The sequence below is a fragment of the Niveibacterium sp. COAC-50 genome, from assembly GCF_013184235.1.
In the GTDB taxonomy this organism is placed as follows: domain Bacteria; phylum Pseudomonadota; class Gammaproteobacteria; order Burkholderiales; family Rhodocyclaceae; genus Niveibacterium; species Niveibacterium microcysteis.
In genome coordinates, this window is record NZ_JABCJM010000001.1 from 396,176 (window position 1) to 411,271 (window position 15,096).

Here is a 15,096-nt window from a genome sequence, read left to right on the forward strand (position 1 = left end):
CCGATGACACCCGGCGATCTCGACCCGGTGTTTGACTTGCAATGCCGGGCGCACACCCCGGACTACCACGAATCCCGCGCCGCGCTGGCGAGCCGTTTCGAGCGCGGTCGCAAGACCTGTTTTGTCGCCGAACTGGGTCACCATGCAGTGGCCTACCTGTTGGCGCACCCGTGGTCCGGCGCGCCGCCCGTGCTGCACCACCCCTTGGGCAAGCAGGCGCAGGCGGACCACCTTTTCCTGCATGACCTTGCCGTGTTGCCGGAAGCCCGCGGTGCCGGTGCTGCGGCGGCGCTGATTGCGGCGCTGGAAAAGCAGGGGCGGCGCGATGGCTTTCGAGAGATCCGGCTGGTTGCCCTGGTCAATGCGGTGAGCTTCTGGCAACGACTGGGCTGGAAGCCGCTCACCGGCATCGTGCTCGACCGCAGCTATGGCGTGGGCGCGCGCGTGAAGGCGCGCGCCATTTCCTCCTGATCAGGCGTTCTTCTTTTCGCCGACCGGCGTTCCCGATGAGCGCAGGTTGCTGATCTTCAGCAGTAGGTCGAACCAGAAGGGCGCGCCGAAGCTCACGCTCAGAGCGGTGAGCAGAAAGCCCAGCAGTTTCAGCGCTCGCTCAAGCCAGCTGGTCTGATGGAATTGCTTGAGGCACAGCCGGAAGGAATCCTCCACGCCGCGATCCGGCTCTGCAAGGCATGTGTAGCCCACCGGCAGACCGCGCTCGCGGCCCGCATCGAGCAGCGCGTTGAGCTCGATCTCGCGTTCGCTCGCCACGCGTTGGGCCTGTGAGCTGGCCAGCATCCGCAACGCCGGATCATGAGCCAGCCCGCGCGCGACCTGCAGGGTATCCACGTTGAGGCCGACGGCCACGATCAGGCCGACGACGAAGAGCAGCCGTTGCACGTTGCGCTTGTACCAGCCGCCGGCTCGGTCCATCTGGCTGTCGAACCAGTCACCGAGCGCCTTGCGCAGGTCATCAAGCGATTTACCGTTGCGAATCGCGAGGCGAGACAGCGGATCGCCCACCGCGATGCCGCATTCGCCGATAAAAGCGGCCGAGCGGGCGAACTCCGCCACGACCGGGTCCATGTTTTCCGGCATCGGCCTCTCGGCAAACCCGCTGATGCCCATGGCAGCGGCGCGCGCCGGAATCAGATCCAGCATCGCCGCAACGAATCGTTCCGTCGCCAGGTAGGACGGCGCGCTGCGGCTGCGATGGCGCACCGTATGGGACACGGCCGGATGCTGCAGCAAGCGGCGATAGAGCGTTTCCTCGCCGAGCAGGTGGAACAGGCTGTCGCGCAGGAATCGCCCGCGCAATCCGCTGCGCGCCGCGAGCATTTCGACGACGGAGGAGCAGAACACCGACAGCGCCGCGAACAGGATCGCCAGCCCCAGCACTACATCGAGCATCGTGAGCATCATGCACGCACCTCCGGCCCGGCAAAGCTGCGGTCTGCGTCACTCGCCGAATGCAATTGTTCGCGTCCGGCGTGGGCCAGATTCAGCGGCCGGTAGTCCGGATCGTTGCTCCATTTATCCCACGCGGTGCTGTGGACCGCTTCGTTGAGCCCCTCGACGCAGATGCGGCGCAGGTGGCGCCTTGAGAACAATCGGTAGAGGCCGCCGATGAAGTCACGCCACGCATCAATCGTTGGCGCGAGGTATTCGCTGCCGTCCAGCCGCAGCCGGCGTGGCGCGAAGTGGCCACCGCCCGGTTCCTCGATGTGCTGACGGAAGCGCACCACCGGCGCGGCCTGCGCGGCCATCCACAGCAGGCTGATCTCGCACAGTGCGTCATCGGGGTATCCGCCGCCGACCTGGGCATGGCAGCCGGGGAACCACACCTGCAGCACATCGGCACCTTCGCGGGCGCCCGTCCAAAGCACCGGCGCGTAGTCGGCGCGATGTTCGTCGATCGCCAAGGCCTGGCGTGCCACCCGCACATGGTCGGGCAGTTGGGTATTGCCAAACCTGAGCCGGGTGCGGCCGATCGGCGGCCAGCTCAGGTTCAGTGTCGGCACGCCCAGCGCGCCGACGGTATCCCACACGCCGAGGAAGTCGACGGGCACTGTTTCGCAGCGCCAGTTGCCTGGCAGCACCGGCGCGCTGCGTGTTTCGCGCGCAAGCGATACGGCATCGAGTGCGGCGTCAAAGGCCGCCGCGTCGCCGCCGCGCAGCAGCCCGGGCGTGCCCAGCATCGACGCCAGCACGCGCGCCGTGTAGGCGCCGCGCGAGAAGCCGACGATCGCGATTCGGTCTCCGTCTCGGTAGCGGGTCGATAGCCAGCGGTAGGCCTGCATCACGTTGCCCAGCAGGCCGCTGCCGAAGGCGCCGCCGAAGATGCGCTCACGCAGGCGACGGCGCCGCGGGCCGGTTTCGGGAATGCCGACGCCTTCGTCGTAGTAGGTCAGTTGCTGCTCGTCGCGCATCAGCTGTTCGAAGAAACGCACGACGTTGGTACGCGAGCCGACGTCGTTCCAGGTGCCGTCGAGGCAGACGACGAGCGTGCGGGCTTCGGATTCGGGCATGACGGTCGGATCTATTGGGGCGCCAAGTCTCTTGATGGCACGACCGGCCTGGATTTGCAAGCGCTACGCGGGCCGCGGCGCTGCTTATCGCACGAGGTGTGCAGCGCGACGCAGATCGAGGATGTTACGCAGCTTCACGTCGACACAGGCCGGATGCACGCTGCCGCGGTTGATCCACACCGTGCCCATGCCCAGCGCTTTGGCGGCGCGCAGGTTGGGCAAGGTGTCTTCCACCAGCACACAGCGGTGTGCGGGCAGGCGCAACGCGTGTAGCACCCGGCGAAAAGCGCGGGTCTGCGGCTTGGGCTGAAGGCCGAGCTGCTCAATACCGAACACCGCTTCGAAGCTGCGCTCAAGCCCGATGCCGCGAAGTACCGCTTGGGCGTAGGCCGCCGGCGCGTTGGAGAACAACACCTTGCGGCCCGGCAGTTGCCGCAGCCGACCAGCAAGTGCGCGGTTGAAGACGAGCATGCGGCCAAGCTGCGGGAACTGATGTGTCTCGCGGAGGAAGTGGGCCGGATCGGTGCCGTGGTTGCGCATCAGGCCGAGCAGGGTGGCGCCGTAGCGATGCCAGTAGTCCATCCGCAGCGCGTCGGCGGCCGCTTCGTCGAGTTGCAGATGACGCATCAGGTAATCGGTCATCGACCGATTGATGTGCGGAAAGATGTGCGGGCTCGCGTCATGCAGCGTGTTGTCGAGATCGAACAGCCACACACGGCTGGCGGGTGCGTGACGGGTGGCGGCCATCAGCTACCGCTCTCCGGGCGTGGCTTGAACTGGATCACCGAGCGGCCGTCCTCGGTCGTGCGGGGGGCGGCTTTCCATGCGTGGCCGTAGATCACCTCGAAGCTCGCCGGTAGTCGGCCGTTCTGGCGCAGCTGGTCGTACGCCGCGCGTGCGCGCGCCCAGCCCCCTTTGCCGGCGAGACCACGCGGCCGCGCGGTCGAAACATTCGTGGCGCCAGCCCGGCGCAGGTCGGCGAGCAGGCCATCGAGGTCCGCGTAGGTCAGGGTGATGGTTTCCATGTCCATCACCGGTTCGGAGAAGCCTGCCTTGACCAGGCAGTCGCCCAGGTCGTGCATGTCGATGAAGCGGTGCACGCGCTCGCCGGCACCGGCCGGCATCACGGCGCGAAGCTCTTTCAGGGTGTCAGGCCCCAGCGTCGAGAACATCAGCATGCCGCCTACCTCAAGCACGCGATGCATCTCGCGGATCGCGGGCATCGGGTCGGCCAGCCAGTTCAGCATCAGGTTGGACCACACCATCTGAACGCAGGCACGCGCCAGCGGCAGGGCTTCGACATCGCCGCAGATCAGGCGCGGGTCGGTGTCGCGCGCGCCGCCGAGCAGGCGCTGGAAGAAGCTGCGCTCGCCGCGCGCCATGCGCACCAGCGGCAGCGCGTAGTCGACGCCGATGCGTTCGGCCTGCGGGTAGCGCTCGCCCAGCAGCGCGAAGTCCGGCCCGATGCCGCAGCCCGCGTCGAGCAGGCGCCGCGGCTCGTGGCGGATGTAGGTGAGCCTTTCGGCCATGCGTTGTGCGACTTCGCGTGCAAGGAAGCCGGCTTCGTCGGCATGCGGCGCGCTGCGGGCGAAATGGCGGCGGGCGGCCAGGCGGTCGAGCGAAAAATCCTGCGGGATCGTCATGGGGCGGGATTCTACCTGTGCCGCAGCAGCAGCATCGGGCATGATCGGCGCTATGAAATTCCGTCGCCTGCCGCCGCTTGCCGTGCTGCACACCTTCGAGGTGGCATCGAGCCTGTTGTCCTTCAAGGAGGCGGCGGAGGTGTTGCACCTGACGCCTTCGGCGATCAGTCATCAGATGCGTGCGCTGGAAGGCTTTGTGGGCCAGCCCTTGTTCCACCGCTACAACCGCCGTCTGGCGCTGACCGAGGCGGGCGAGCGCTATCTCGCCGAGGTGCGGCGCGCGCTCGAATCGCTGCGGGATGCGACGGATGAGCTGCGCCGCGGCGCCGGCATCGAACGCCTGACGATGTCGGTCGGCACCTTCATCGGCACCGAGTTCGTGCTACCGCGGCTGGCTGATTTCCAGCGTGCACACCCCGAGATCGAATTGCGCGTCGTCGCCGAACAGGCAGAGCGCGATCTGCTGCGCGGCGAGGCGGACATCGCGGTGCGGCTCGCCTACAAGGCGCCGCGTGGCGTGCATGTGACGCCGCTGGCCGGCGTGGCGGTGTTGCCCGTGGTCAGCCCGGCGTTCGACGGCGCGATGCTGGGCGGCGACACCGCGCTGCTGCAGATCGCACAGATGCCGTCGGCGTGGTCTGCCTGGTTCGACTGGGCCGGCATCACCCACGCGTCGCCCCGGCGGGGCCCGAGCTTCGACAGCTATGGTTCGTTGTTGGCCGCCTGCGAGCGCGGGCTTGGCGTGGGGCTCGGGGTACTGCCGGTGGTGGCCGGCTGGCTGGCAAGTGGCCGGCTCAAGGCTTTGCACGCCGAGCCGATGCCGACGCCGTTTTCCTACCTCATGCTGTGTCGCCCCGCGGACGCCCGTCGGCCGGCAATGCAGGCTGTGGCCGATTGGCTGCAGACCTTGTTTGCCGCCTGAGTGCGCGTCGCCGGAACGCAGCCGGAACCGCTCATGAGACCAGTATCGACCACCCCACTTGCGCCGCGTGATCTGCTGCGGCGGATGTTCGATGCGGCGATTGCTGCCGCGCAGCCAGCCCATTGTGTGCCGCCACATCTGCCGGATCGTCCCCGTGGGCGCCTGATCGTGGTTGGCGCCGGCAAGGCTTCGGCCGCGATGGCGCGGGCCGTGGAAGACCATTGGGACGGGCCACTGGAAGGTCTGGTCGTCACGCGGTTCGGGTATGCCGTACCGTGCGAACGGATCGAGGTTGTCGAGGCCGCCCATCCGGTGCCCGACGAGGCCGGCCTCGCGGCGGCCGCGCGTATCGTAGAGCGGGTCAGCGGGCTCACCGCGGACGACACCGTGCTGTGTCTGATCTCGGGCGGCGGCTCGGCCCTGATCCCACTGCCGATCGCGGGCATCACGCTGGCGGACAAACAGGCGATTGCCCGCGCGCTGCTCAAGTGCGGCGCCAGCATCCGCGAGATCAACTGCGTACGACGCCATCTCTCCGCCATCAAAGGCGGGCGGCTCGCTGCGGCCTGCTATCCGGCGCGGGTCGTGAGCCTCCTGATTTCCGACGTACCGGGGGATGACCCATGCGACATCGCCTCCGGGCCGACCGTGGCCGATCCGAGCACCTGCGACGAGGCGCTCGCGATTCTGCGGCGCTACGAGATTGCGCTGCCGGACGCGGTGCGCGCGGTGCTTGCGTCCGGTCGTGGCGAGTCCATCAAACCAGGGGACCCGCGTCTCGCGAATGTGTCGACGACGCTGGTCGCCACGCCTCAAGGGGCACTCGAAGCCGCCGCTGCGGTGGCGAGGGGCGCCGGCATCACGCCCTACATTCTGGGTGACAGCATCGAAGGTGAAGCGAGGGACGTGGCCAAGGTAATGGCGGGGATCGCGCGGCAGGTCGCCCAGCGTGGGCAGCCCTTCGCCGCGCCGTGCGTGCTGCTGTCCGGTGGCGAGACCACCGTCACCGTGCGCGGCGCCGGTTGCGGCGGGCGCAATGTGGAATTCCTGCTGTCGCTTGGGTTGGCACTTGAAGGCCTGCCGGGCGTGCACGCGCTGGCGGGCGACACCGATGGCGTCGACGGCATGGTGGATGTTGCCGGCGCCTATCTTGCGCCAGACACGCTGCCGCGTGCGTGGGCCTTGGGTTTGCGTCCGCAGGCCAGTCTTGACGACAACGATGCCCACCGTTTCTTCGGCGCCCTGGGTGACACGGTCGTCACGGGGCCAACGCTGACCAATGTGAATGACTTTCGCGCGATCCTGATCCTTTGATGGGGTGTTCGCATGAATTGAACTCATGCGAAGCCACGCTCGAACTCGTTTGTCGTCGGCTCAGGGGCCCTCCACACTGCAGGCATCCCCCACGAGAGAGCCACGGCCATGCAGATCGAAGAACGCCGAATCGAAGCGCCCGACGGCCACCCGCTTGCGGTGACCCTATTCCACCCCGACACGCCGGTCGGCCTGTCGGTGCTGATCGGAAGCGCGAGCGGCGCGCCGCGCCGCTACTACGCCAACTTCGCCCGACACTTGGCGGCGCGCGGCTGCACTGTTGTGAGCTTCGACTATCGGGGCATCGGCGACTCGATCGATCCGATGCTGCCGGGCAGCGCGCTGCGCTTCCGCGACTGGGGGCTGCAGGATATGCCCACAGTGTTGAGCATGCTCGACGACATCGCGCCCGCCCATCCGATCGTCGCGGTCGGGCATTCCGCTGGCGGGCAGATGCTGGGCCTGCTGCCCAACAGCCACCGCCTCGCCGCGGCGGTCACGGTGGGCTCGCAACTCGGTTACTGGGGCTATTGGCCCACGCGCAGTTGGCGCTGGCGGATGCGTGCCATCACCGCGCTGAGCATGCCGCTGACGGTGCGCAGCTTTGGGCGGCTACCCGGGGTGTTCATGGGTGGCGTGTCCTTGCCGGCCGGTATCGCGTTGGAGTGGGCCCGCTGGTGCGGCCATCCCGACTACTACCTGGACGAGCGCGGCGCGCCGCACCCGACCACGTTCGCGCAAATGCGCGGACCCGTTCGGCTGTATGCGATATCCGACGACCACTTCTATGCGCCGCTCAGCGCGGTGACCGCCTTGCAGCGACGTTTCACTGCCGGCACGGCGGAGTTGGTGGTTCGCCATCCGAGCGACTGGGCACGAGGTGACGTGGGACATTTCGGCTTCTTTCGAGCATCGATGCCACGCAGCGCATGGGATGAAGTGATTGAGTGGCTCGCCGCCGCTGCGCGTGTTCACCTGCTTGCGGAAACTGATTTGGCGGTGCCACAACGGGGTGCGTCGGATCGTGTGTGGCGGCATCCCCAGGCCCAGCCAGCCTAGCTATAGGCGCGAGAAGGGGGGCTCGGGTGGGACGATAAGCTTGCGGGAATGCCGCTCGTCGGCGATGGGGGTGCTGGACGCCGCACGCGGATCGCGGCACGCTGCGGGCTCAAGCGGACGCCTCGTGGCGCCGATAACTCGACCTCCAGCGCTGCGCGCGAGCCCTCCGCCCACATCTGATGATTCTTCCCCCGGTTGTCTTCCGAACCCTGTTGCGCCTGGGTACGTCGCTTGTCGCCGCGATGCTGTCGGCGCACGTGCTGGCCGGCATCGCGGATGACATCAACGAAATAGAGCGCGCGCACGGTGCGGATTCCGATGTTGTGATCAGCAAGATTGCTGGCATGGAAAGCGCTGCCCGCAAATCCGGCGGTGCGGACTTGCGCGTCTTCCTCGCGGCTTGGGGCTATGCCCATGCAATGACCGGTGGCAGGGCGGTGGCCGAAGCCGCGGCGAGCGAACTGGAAGACCTTGGCGTACGCACGAAGGACAACGAAACCCTCGCTGCGGCCTACGCGCTGCGTGCAAACATACTCGAACTGCAGGGCCGCTCACGGATAGCGCGCGACTGGGTGGTGAAAGCGATGCCGCTGGCCCTGCGCTCGCCCGATCTATCCCTGCGCTATTGGGTGGCGACCACCGCCGGCTTCAGCGCCTACGAGTCGGGTGCGCTTGAGGAAGCGCTGGCGATGTTCCAGTCCGCCTTGAGTGCCGCAGAGGAAACCAAGGACGACCGACGCCAGGCGCAGACACACATCAACATGGTGTCGCTGCTGCTCACGCTCAAGGATGCGGCCGGCGCGCTGCAACACGCCGAGGCCGCCTACCGTTTCGCCGAGACTGGCAATCAGCGCGCGCTGGCGGCCCAGGCCAAGGCGCTTGAAGCGGTGGCGGCGGAAGCGATGGGCGATACCGAACGCCAGCGCAAGGCCACCGAGGCCTCGATCGCGCTGTCGAAGGATGTGGGCGGGCCGGCGGCGCAGCTTGGCGTGTTGCTGAACCTTTCGGACCTGAACCTGCGGGCGCACAACTTTGCCGCTGCGCGCACCCAAGGCGAACAGGCGCTGGCCCTGGCACGCAGCCTCAAGGACGAACCGGGCGAAGCAACCGCCGAACTCAACCTCGGATTCGCGCTGATCGGCCTCGGCAAGATCGCAGATGGCCGACGCATTGCAGACCACGGCGTGGCCTATTACCGCAAGATCGATTCGAAGAGCGATGTGCTCTCCACCCTCAACCAGTACGGCGAGCTACTTGAGCGGGCAGGCGACGCCAAGCATGCATTGCAGGTGGTGCGCGAAGCGCAGGCGATCGAGGACGAGATGCTGCGTGGCGACCGCCAGCGCACCGTGGTGGAGATGCAGCAGCGCTACGAGGCGGAGAAGCGCAGCAAGGAAATCGAGCTGCTCAATCGGGACAACGCCTTGAAAACCGCCGAACTCGGGCGCCAGCAGATGGCGCGCCGTTCGTCGTGGCTGCTCGCCGTGGTGCTGGCCCTGGCTTCGATCGTCGCAATCCTGCTGTATGGCCGGGTGCGGCGTGCCAACCAGCAACTGGCGGCGAAGAACGCGGATCTGGAGTTCATGAGCAAGCATGATCCGCTGACCGGCTTGTTCAATCGACGCCACTTCACCAGCCTGCTCGAAGCGCTGCCGCCCGAACTACCGCATCGACGCGAGGAGGATTCGGCCGACCTCGTGCGTGCGGTGTTCCTGCTCGATATTGATCACTTCAAGCAGATCAACGACAACTTTGGCCACCGCGATGGCGATGCGGTGCTGGTTGAAGTGGCGCGGCGCTTGCGAGAGGCCTTGCGCGATAGCGAGACAGTGGTGCGCTGGGGCGGCGAGGAGTTTCTCGTGCTGGCGCCTGCGATTCGCCGCGCGCATCTCGACGAGTTGGCCACCCGGCTCTTGCGCACCGTCGGCGGTTCGCCGATCGCGACCTACGGCGAAACCCTGCGGGTCACCACCAGCATTGGCTATTCGCCGCTGGAGCTGCCGGGCGACCCGAGTGTGCCGGATTGGGAGCGCGCGCTGCACCGCGCAGACCTCGCGCTGTTCCTGGCCAAACGGCGGGGCCGCAATCAGGCGATCGGCGTGTGCGCCTTCAGCGATGCCGAGGCAATCGAGCAGAACGACGAAGCGGCGCTACCGCCGTCGATTCCGGGGCCGCTCGCGGCCTGACGGCACCATCGCCGATGCTGCGCGACGCCTGGCAAGCCTTTGAAGCGTGGGTCGCCGCACGCGCCTGGGCGCAACTGATCCTGCGCTTGGTGCTGGCCGGCCTGATCGCGTGGCCGATGGTGCGATGGCAGGGTTTGGTCGGTCTGGTGCTCGCCCTGGTGCCGATGGCTGTGTTGATCGCCGTACCCTTGACGCACAGCGGCTTCGATCTGCTGCGCTGGCTGCGCAAGCGCCACCTCAAGCGCTGGAACGGGCGCTGGTATGCCTTCCGCGACTTCCAGATCCGCCTCTTCGAACTGAAGGATCACACTTGGCTGTGCGCCGACGACGTGCTGCGCGCACTCGGCGAGCCGGTCGACCGGGTGGTGCATGAGCGCTATCGAAACCAGTTTGGCGCGCTCGGCTACCGCGAGCCACCGGGCGAAACCTTGATCTGCTTTTCGGAGGCCGCGCTGCGCCGCTTTCTGTCACTGCGCAACGATGCACGTTCGCGTGAATTCGCCCGCTGGCTGGAGCGTGACGTGCTGTTCGCCCATGAAAGACGGCGCCGTGAGGCGCCGTTCTCCTGAGCGTTTGCGCGCAATTACACCGACTTCATGCCGAGGCGTTCGAGCAGCGTGCGGTCGCCCTCGACGTCCGGGTTGCCGGTGGTGAGCAGCTTGTCGCCGTAGAAGATCGAGTTGGCGCCGGCCATGAAAGCCAGTGCCTGGCCCTCGTCGGTCATCTCGCGACGGCCGGCCGACAGGCGCACATAGCTCTTCGGCATCGTGATGCGCGCGGCGGCGATCGTGCGGATGAACTCGAAGGGGTCGATCTTGGGCTGGTCGGCAAGCGGCGTGCCTTCCACTGCAACGAGGCTGTTGATCGGCACCGATTCGGGCGGCGGCTCCATGTTTGCGAGCTGCGCGATCATCGCGGCGCGGCCACGGCGCGATTCGCCCATGCCGACAATGCCGCCCGAGCAGACGTTGATGCCTGCATCGCGTACCTTGTCGATGGTGTCGAAGCGGTCGGCCTGCGAGTGCGTGCCGATGACCTTGCCGTAGAACTCCGGCGCGGTGTCGATGTTGTGGTTGTAGTAATCGAGGCCGGCTTGCTTGAGTTTCTCGGCCTGACCTTCACGCAGCATGCCCAGCGTGACGCAGGTCTCCAGTCCTAGCGCCTTGACCTGCTTGACCATCTCGATCACCGGCTCGAGGTCGCGATCCTTCGGGCCGCGCCACGCTGCGCCCATGCAGAAGCGGCTGGCACCATTGGCCTTCGCCAGCTTGGCTTTCTCCACCACTTCGGCGACCTTCATCAGTTCTTCGCTCTCCACGCCGGTGTGATAGCGCTTGGCTTGCGAGCAATAGCCGCAGTCTTCGGAGCAGCCGCCGGTCTTGATTGACAGCAGCGTCGAGCGTTGCACGGCATTCGGGTCGAAATGCTCGCGATGGACCTGGGCCGCACGGAAGACGAGTTCCATGAAGGGCAGATCGAACAGGGCCTGGACCTCGGCAGTGCTCCAGCGTTGGGCCGCCTTGGGCGCCGGCGCCGTGGTGACTGATTCGGTGACAGTTGCGGACAAGCTCATAGGGATGCTTCCTGCTGCGGTGTGACAATCACCGAATGGTCGGTGAAAGGCGAGAGTTGTGTCAAACCGGATTGTCGCGCTGCAGCAAGCCTGGCGTCGTATCGCGGGCCGCCTGATGCCCCAGGCGTGCTTTGTTTGCGCGGCCCCGGCGGCGGATCAGGTGCTATGCGAAGCATGTCGTGCCACGTTGCCGGCGGTCGCTAGCGCCTGCTGCCCGCATTGCGCGCTCGACAGTCCCGGCGGTGCGGTCTGCGGGCGTTGCTTGAGCCAGCCTCCGCGCTTTGACGCAACGCGGGCGGTGTTTCGCTACGCGTTTCCGGTCAGCGAGCTGGTGCAGGCCTACAAGTTCCAGGCGCGTTTTGGCGTCGGGCGTTATTTCGCCGAGCAGCTGGTGGCGGCTGCACACGGGTTGCAGATCGATGCGGTGATGCCGGCGCCGCTGCACCCGCATCGTTTGGCGACACGGGGCTTCAATCAGTCCGTGCTACTCGCGGAGCCGGTTGCCAAGGCGCTCGGCGTGCCGCATCTGCGCGATGCCGTTCGCAAGGTCCGGCGTGTCGCGCCGCAGGCGGGGCTCACGCTGGATGAGCGGCGGCGCAACCTGCGCGGGGCATTTGCCGTGCAGCGCCGGTTTGACGGCATGCGCATGCTGGTGATCGACGATGTGATGACGAGCGGAACGACCCTCGATGAACTGGCCGGCGCACTCAAGGAGGCCGGCGCCGCGCGGGTCGAGGCCCTGGTGGTCGCCCGAACCCCGGCGGGCCCGGCTTAGCCGATGCTGAGCATCGCGCGATCGGCCTCGGGCGTGATGATGCCGCGATGCAGCATGCTCTGGAATACGCCCGGCGGTACCGGCGGACACCAGTAGTAGCCCTGGGCTTCCGAGCAGCCCTCGCGGCGCAGGAATTCAACCTGCGCGATCGTTTCGGCCCCTTCGGCAATCACGTCGAGCTTGAGCGCTTCGCCCAGCTGGATGATCGCGCGTACGATCGCCGCATCGTCCGAGTCGATCGGCACGTCGCGCACGAAGCTCTGGTCGATCTTCAAGCGATCCACCGCAAAGCGCTTGAGGTAGGAGAGACTTGAATAACCGGTGCCGAAGTCGTCGATCGACAAGCGAACGCCGAGCCCCTTCAGTTGCTGGATCGTCGAGAGCACCTCGCCAGCGTTTTCCATCAGCAGCGATTCGGTGAGTTCGAGTTCGACGCGGTCCGGCTCGTGACCGGTCTCTTCAAGTACCTCGCGCACCATCGCGACGACGTTGTCGCGGCGGAACTGCAGGGCCGACATGTTCACCGCCATCATGATTGGCGGCAGGCCCTGTTTCTCCCAAGCGCGCGCCTGCCGGCAGGCTTCGCGCAGCACCCAGCGGCCGATCGGTACGATCAGACCTGATTCCTCGGCGATCGGGATGAAGCGGGCGGGCGAGATGAAGCCGCGCTGCGGGTGCTGCCAGCGCAGCAGCGCCTCGGCGCCGACCACCATGCCGTCCTTCAGCGACACCTGCGGCTGGTAGTACAGCGTGAGTTCGTTGCGTTCCACCGCCTGGCGCAGCGCGTTTTCGAGCTGCAGCCGTTCCAGCGCGTTGGCGTTCATCGCCTCGGTAAAGAAGCGGAAGGTGTTCCGCCCGCTTTCCTTGGCGTGATACATCGCCGTATCGGCGTTCTTCATCAGGCTTTCAGGGTCGCGGCCGTCGTTCGGATACACCGCGATGCCGATCGAGAACGAGGTGCCGATCCGGTGGGTATCCACATCGAAGGGCTCGGCCAGCGAGCCCAGGATCTTTTCTGCCACGCGCGCAGGTGCGCGGGTGTTGGGCATGTCGTTGAGCACGATGATGAACTCGTCACCGCCCTGGCGGCAGATCGTGTCCGAGTCCCGCACGCAGGTACGCACCCGTTCGGCGACCTGCTGCAGCAGGCGATCGCCGGCGTGGTGGCCGAGCGAGTCGTTGATCATCTTGAAACGATCGAGATCGAGGAACAGCAGGCCGACCATCGTGCGCTCGCGGTGCGCACGGGCCAGCGACTGGGATAGCCGATCCTGCATCAGCGCGCGGTTGGGCAGCCCTGTCAGCGGATCGTGGTGGGCCAGGTAGGCGATGCGGGCCTCGTTCGCCTTGCGCTCGGTAATGTCCGAGAACACCGCGACGTAGTTCGATATCAGACCATCGTGGTCGCGCACCGAGCTGATCGACAGCCAGGCCGGGAACGCCTTGCCGTTCTTGCGGGTGTTCCAGACCTCGCCTTGCCAGAAGCCGTCGCGTTCGATGCTGCGCCAGACGCCCTCGAAGAAGCCGGTTTCATGGCGGCTACCGGTCACATCCGGCAGGCTGTGCCCGATCACGTCGCGCACTTCAAACCCGGTGACGGTGCTGAAAGCGGGGTTCACCCGCACGATGTTGCGGTCCGCCCCGGCGACGACGATGGCTTCGACGCTGTTCTCGAACACCGACGCTGCGAGGCGCAATTCGGCTTCGCCCTGCAGGCGTTGCGTCATATCCGTGACGGTTGTGACCACCGCATACGGGCGGGGGTCGTCCTCGCGATGCAGCGGCGTGGATTTGGTCCAGAGGGTCCGGATCTCGCCGTCGTGGTTGCGGAAGGCGATCATGTCCGCCACCGGTTCGTCACCGGCAAGAGCAAGCATGGGCGGCAGGGTTTCCGCGGCGCGCTGGGAACCGTCCGCGAATACGAATTCGATCTGGCCCGAATCCAGCCGGAAGCGGTAGAACTCCGCCAGCGTCATGCCGTAGATCTTTGCGACCGCCTCGTTGCACACCTCGACGTCACCGGCTGCGTTGCGCATCACGATGCCTTCGTCGAGCGAGCTGATGATGGTGCGCATGCGCGCTTCGCTCTCACGCAGCACCGCTTCGGTCTGCTTGCGGCCGCTGATGTCCTCGATCACGACCATGTACTGGCTCGGATCGCGCGACAAGGCGCGGACCACGCTGACCGTCATGGCGACCCACACCAGGCTGCCATCGCGCCGGCGGATGCGCATTTCGAGCGTGATCACCTCGCGGTCGGATCCGGCGAGGGGCATCAACTGGGCGTCAAAGCGCTGGGCGTCGTCCGCGTGAACCAACTCGCGGAAGTCCATCTGCAGCAGATCCGCTTCGGAATAGCCGGAGATCTCGGTGAATCGGCGGTTGACGCGCGAGTAGCGCCCGGCCAGCGAACACATCGCGATACCTACCGCGGCCTGTTCGAAGGTGGAGCGGAAGCGGGCTTCGCTGTCTTCGAGTGCGGCCTCGGTGGCCTTGTGCACCGACAGGTTGATCAGCAGGCTGCTGATGCGATCGATGCTGCCATCGGGCTTGCGGTGCACCGTCCGCATGTCGCGCACGAAGACGGTCTGGCCGTCGGCATGCAGCATGCGGTACTCAAGTTCATGGTCGTAGCCGAGTTCGGTCTGGGCGCGGAAGAACTCGATGACGAAGCTGCGATCTTCCGGATGAATGTTCTCGCGCCAGAAACCCGGTTGCGTCCAGGCGTTCAGCGGAAACCCCAGTAGCAGCTCAGCCTGGGGCGAGACATAGCTGCACAGGTTGTTGGTGGGGTCGAACTCCCACGCCACGGCATTGGTGCCTTCGATCGTTTTGCGAAAGCGTTCCGCCTCGGTACGCGCCTCATCGCGCAGCTGTTTCAGCGTCTCGGTGCGGCGGCGCGCCTCGATGGCGACCACGATTGCCAGCGCAGCCATGAGGATCGCGATGACCGAGATCCAGATCCACATGCCGGCGCCGCCGCCAGCGTCGCTGGCAAAGGCCGGTGCGGTGGCGGTGACGGAAGCAAGTGCGAGCGGGATGTGGCGTACTGCGTGCATACGGCGAACGAGCCAAGCTCCCGTTTAAGGGCAGACACTC

Annotated in this window: 13 protein-coding genes and 1 pseudogene; 8 read left to right on the plus strand and 6 right to left on the minus strand. The window is 66.6% G+C overall.

Annotation, left to right across the window (positions count from 1 at the left end; all coding sequences use genetic code 11):
- Positions 1-3: 3 nt before the first annotated feature.
- Positions 4-471, plus strand: coding sequence for a GNAT family N-acetyltransferase (locus tag HH302_RS01750; RefSeq protein WP_172197312.1), 468 nt, complete (start codon positions 4-6; stop codon positions 469-471).
- On the opposite strand, the gene HH302_RS01755 is transcribed toward HH302_RS01750, so the two are convergent.
- From HH302_RS01755 to HH302_RS01770, 4 genes are all read right to left on the minus strand, one after another.
- Positions 472-1,419 carry a hypothetical protein gene (locus tag HH302_RS01755; protein ID WP_172197315.1) on the minus strand — a complete coding sequence of 316 codons (948 nt, stop codon included), beginning with the start codon at positions 1,417-1,419 and terminating at the stop codon, positions 472-474. It abuts the gene before it with no gap.
- Positions 1,416-2,525, minus strand: a complete 1,110-nt coding sequence (locus HH302_RS01760; RefSeq protein WP_172197318.1) for a DUF2235 domain-containing protein — start codon at positions 2,523-2,525, stop codon at positions 1,416-1,418. Before HH302_RS01760 ends, HH302_RS01755 begins: the two co-directional genes overlap by 4 nt.
- 84 nt (positions 2,526-2,609) lie before the next feature.
- Positions 2,610-3,272, minus strand: a complete 663-nt coding sequence (locus tag HH302_RS01765) for a pyrimidine 5'-nucleotidase (protein ID WP_172197321.1) — start codon at positions 3,270-3,272, stop codon at positions 2,610-2,612.
- Positions 3,272-4,168: a methyltransferase domain-containing protein gene (locus HH302_RS01770; protein WP_172197324.1), complete on the minus strand. Its 897-nt coding sequence runs from the start codon at positions 4,166-4,168 to the stop codon at positions 3,272-3,274. The genes HH302_RS01765 and HH302_RS01770 overlap by 1 nt, the downstream gene beginning before the upstream one ends.
- A gap of 52 nt (positions 4,169-4,220) precedes the next feature.
- Between HH302_RS01770 and HH302_RS01775 the strand changes: the two genes are divergently transcribed.
- The 5 genes from HH302_RS01775 (at position 4,221) to HH302_RS01795 (ending at position 10,218) form a co-directional block, all read left to right on the plus strand.
- Positions 4,221-5,090, plus strand: coding sequence for a LysR substrate-binding domain-containing protein (locus tag HH302_RS01775; RefSeq protein WP_172197327.1), 870 nt, complete (start codon positions 4,221-4,223; stop codon positions 5,088-5,090).
- Between the two features lie 33 nt (positions 5,091-5,123).
- Positions 5,124-6,404, plus strand: a complete 1,281-nt coding sequence (locus tag HH302_RS01780; protein ID WP_172197330.1) for a glycerate kinase — start codon at positions 5,124-5,126, stop codon at positions 6,402-6,404.
- A gap of 108 nt (positions 6,405-6,512) precedes the next feature.
- Positions 6,513-7,463, plus strand: coding sequence for an alpha/beta fold hydrolase (locus HH302_RS01785; protein ID WP_172197333.1), 951 nt, complete (start codon positions 6,513-6,515; stop codon positions 7,461-7,463).
- A gap of 179 nt (positions 7,464-7,642) precedes the next feature.
- A complete protein-coding gene (locus HH302_RS01790) occupies positions 7,643-9,649 on the plus strand; it encodes a diguanylate cyclase (RefSeq protein ID WP_172197336.1) in 2,007 nt (668 codons plus the stop codon).
- 14 nt (positions 9,650-9,663) lie between these two features.
- Entirely contained in the window at positions 9,664-10,218 is a 555-nt protein-coding gene (locus HH302_RS01795) for a hypothetical protein (protein WP_172197339.1), read from the plus strand.
- A gap of 14 nt (positions 10,219-10,232) precedes the next feature.
- Here HH302_RS01795 and bioB read toward each other — a convergent pair whose 3' ends face one another.
- Positions 10,233-11,222, minus strand: coding sequence for a biotin synthase BioB (bioB, locus tag HH302_RS01800; RefSeq protein WP_172197342.1), 990 nt, complete (start codon positions 11,220-11,222; stop codon positions 10,233-10,235).
- 115 nt (positions 11,223-11,337) lie between these two features.
- On the opposite strand from bioB, the pseudogene HH302_RS22650 reads away from it, so the two are divergent.
- Both HH302_RS22650 and HH302_RS01805 read left to right on the plus strand, forming a co-directional pair.
- Positions 11,338-11,475, plus strand: a pseudogene (locus HH302_RS22650) (double zinc ribbon domain-containing protein); the annotation flags it as partial.
- A gap of 9 nt (positions 11,476-11,484) precedes the next feature.
- Positions 11,485-11,997: a ComF family protein gene (locus tag HH302_RS01805; RefSeq protein WP_305847216.1), complete on the plus strand. Its 513-nt coding sequence runs from the start codon at positions 11,485-11,487 to the stop codon at positions 11,995-11,997.
- Here the strand turns inward: HH302_RS01805 and HH302_RS01810 are convergent.
- Positions 11,994-15,056, minus strand: a complete 3,063-nt coding sequence (locus HH302_RS01810) for an EAL domain-containing protein (protein ID WP_172197345.1) — start codon at positions 15,054-15,056, stop codon at positions 11,994-11,996. The two genes, HH302_RS01805 and HH302_RS01810, sit on opposite strands and share 4 nt — an antisense overlap.
- Between the last annotated feature and the right edge of the window lie 40 nt (positions 15,057-15,096).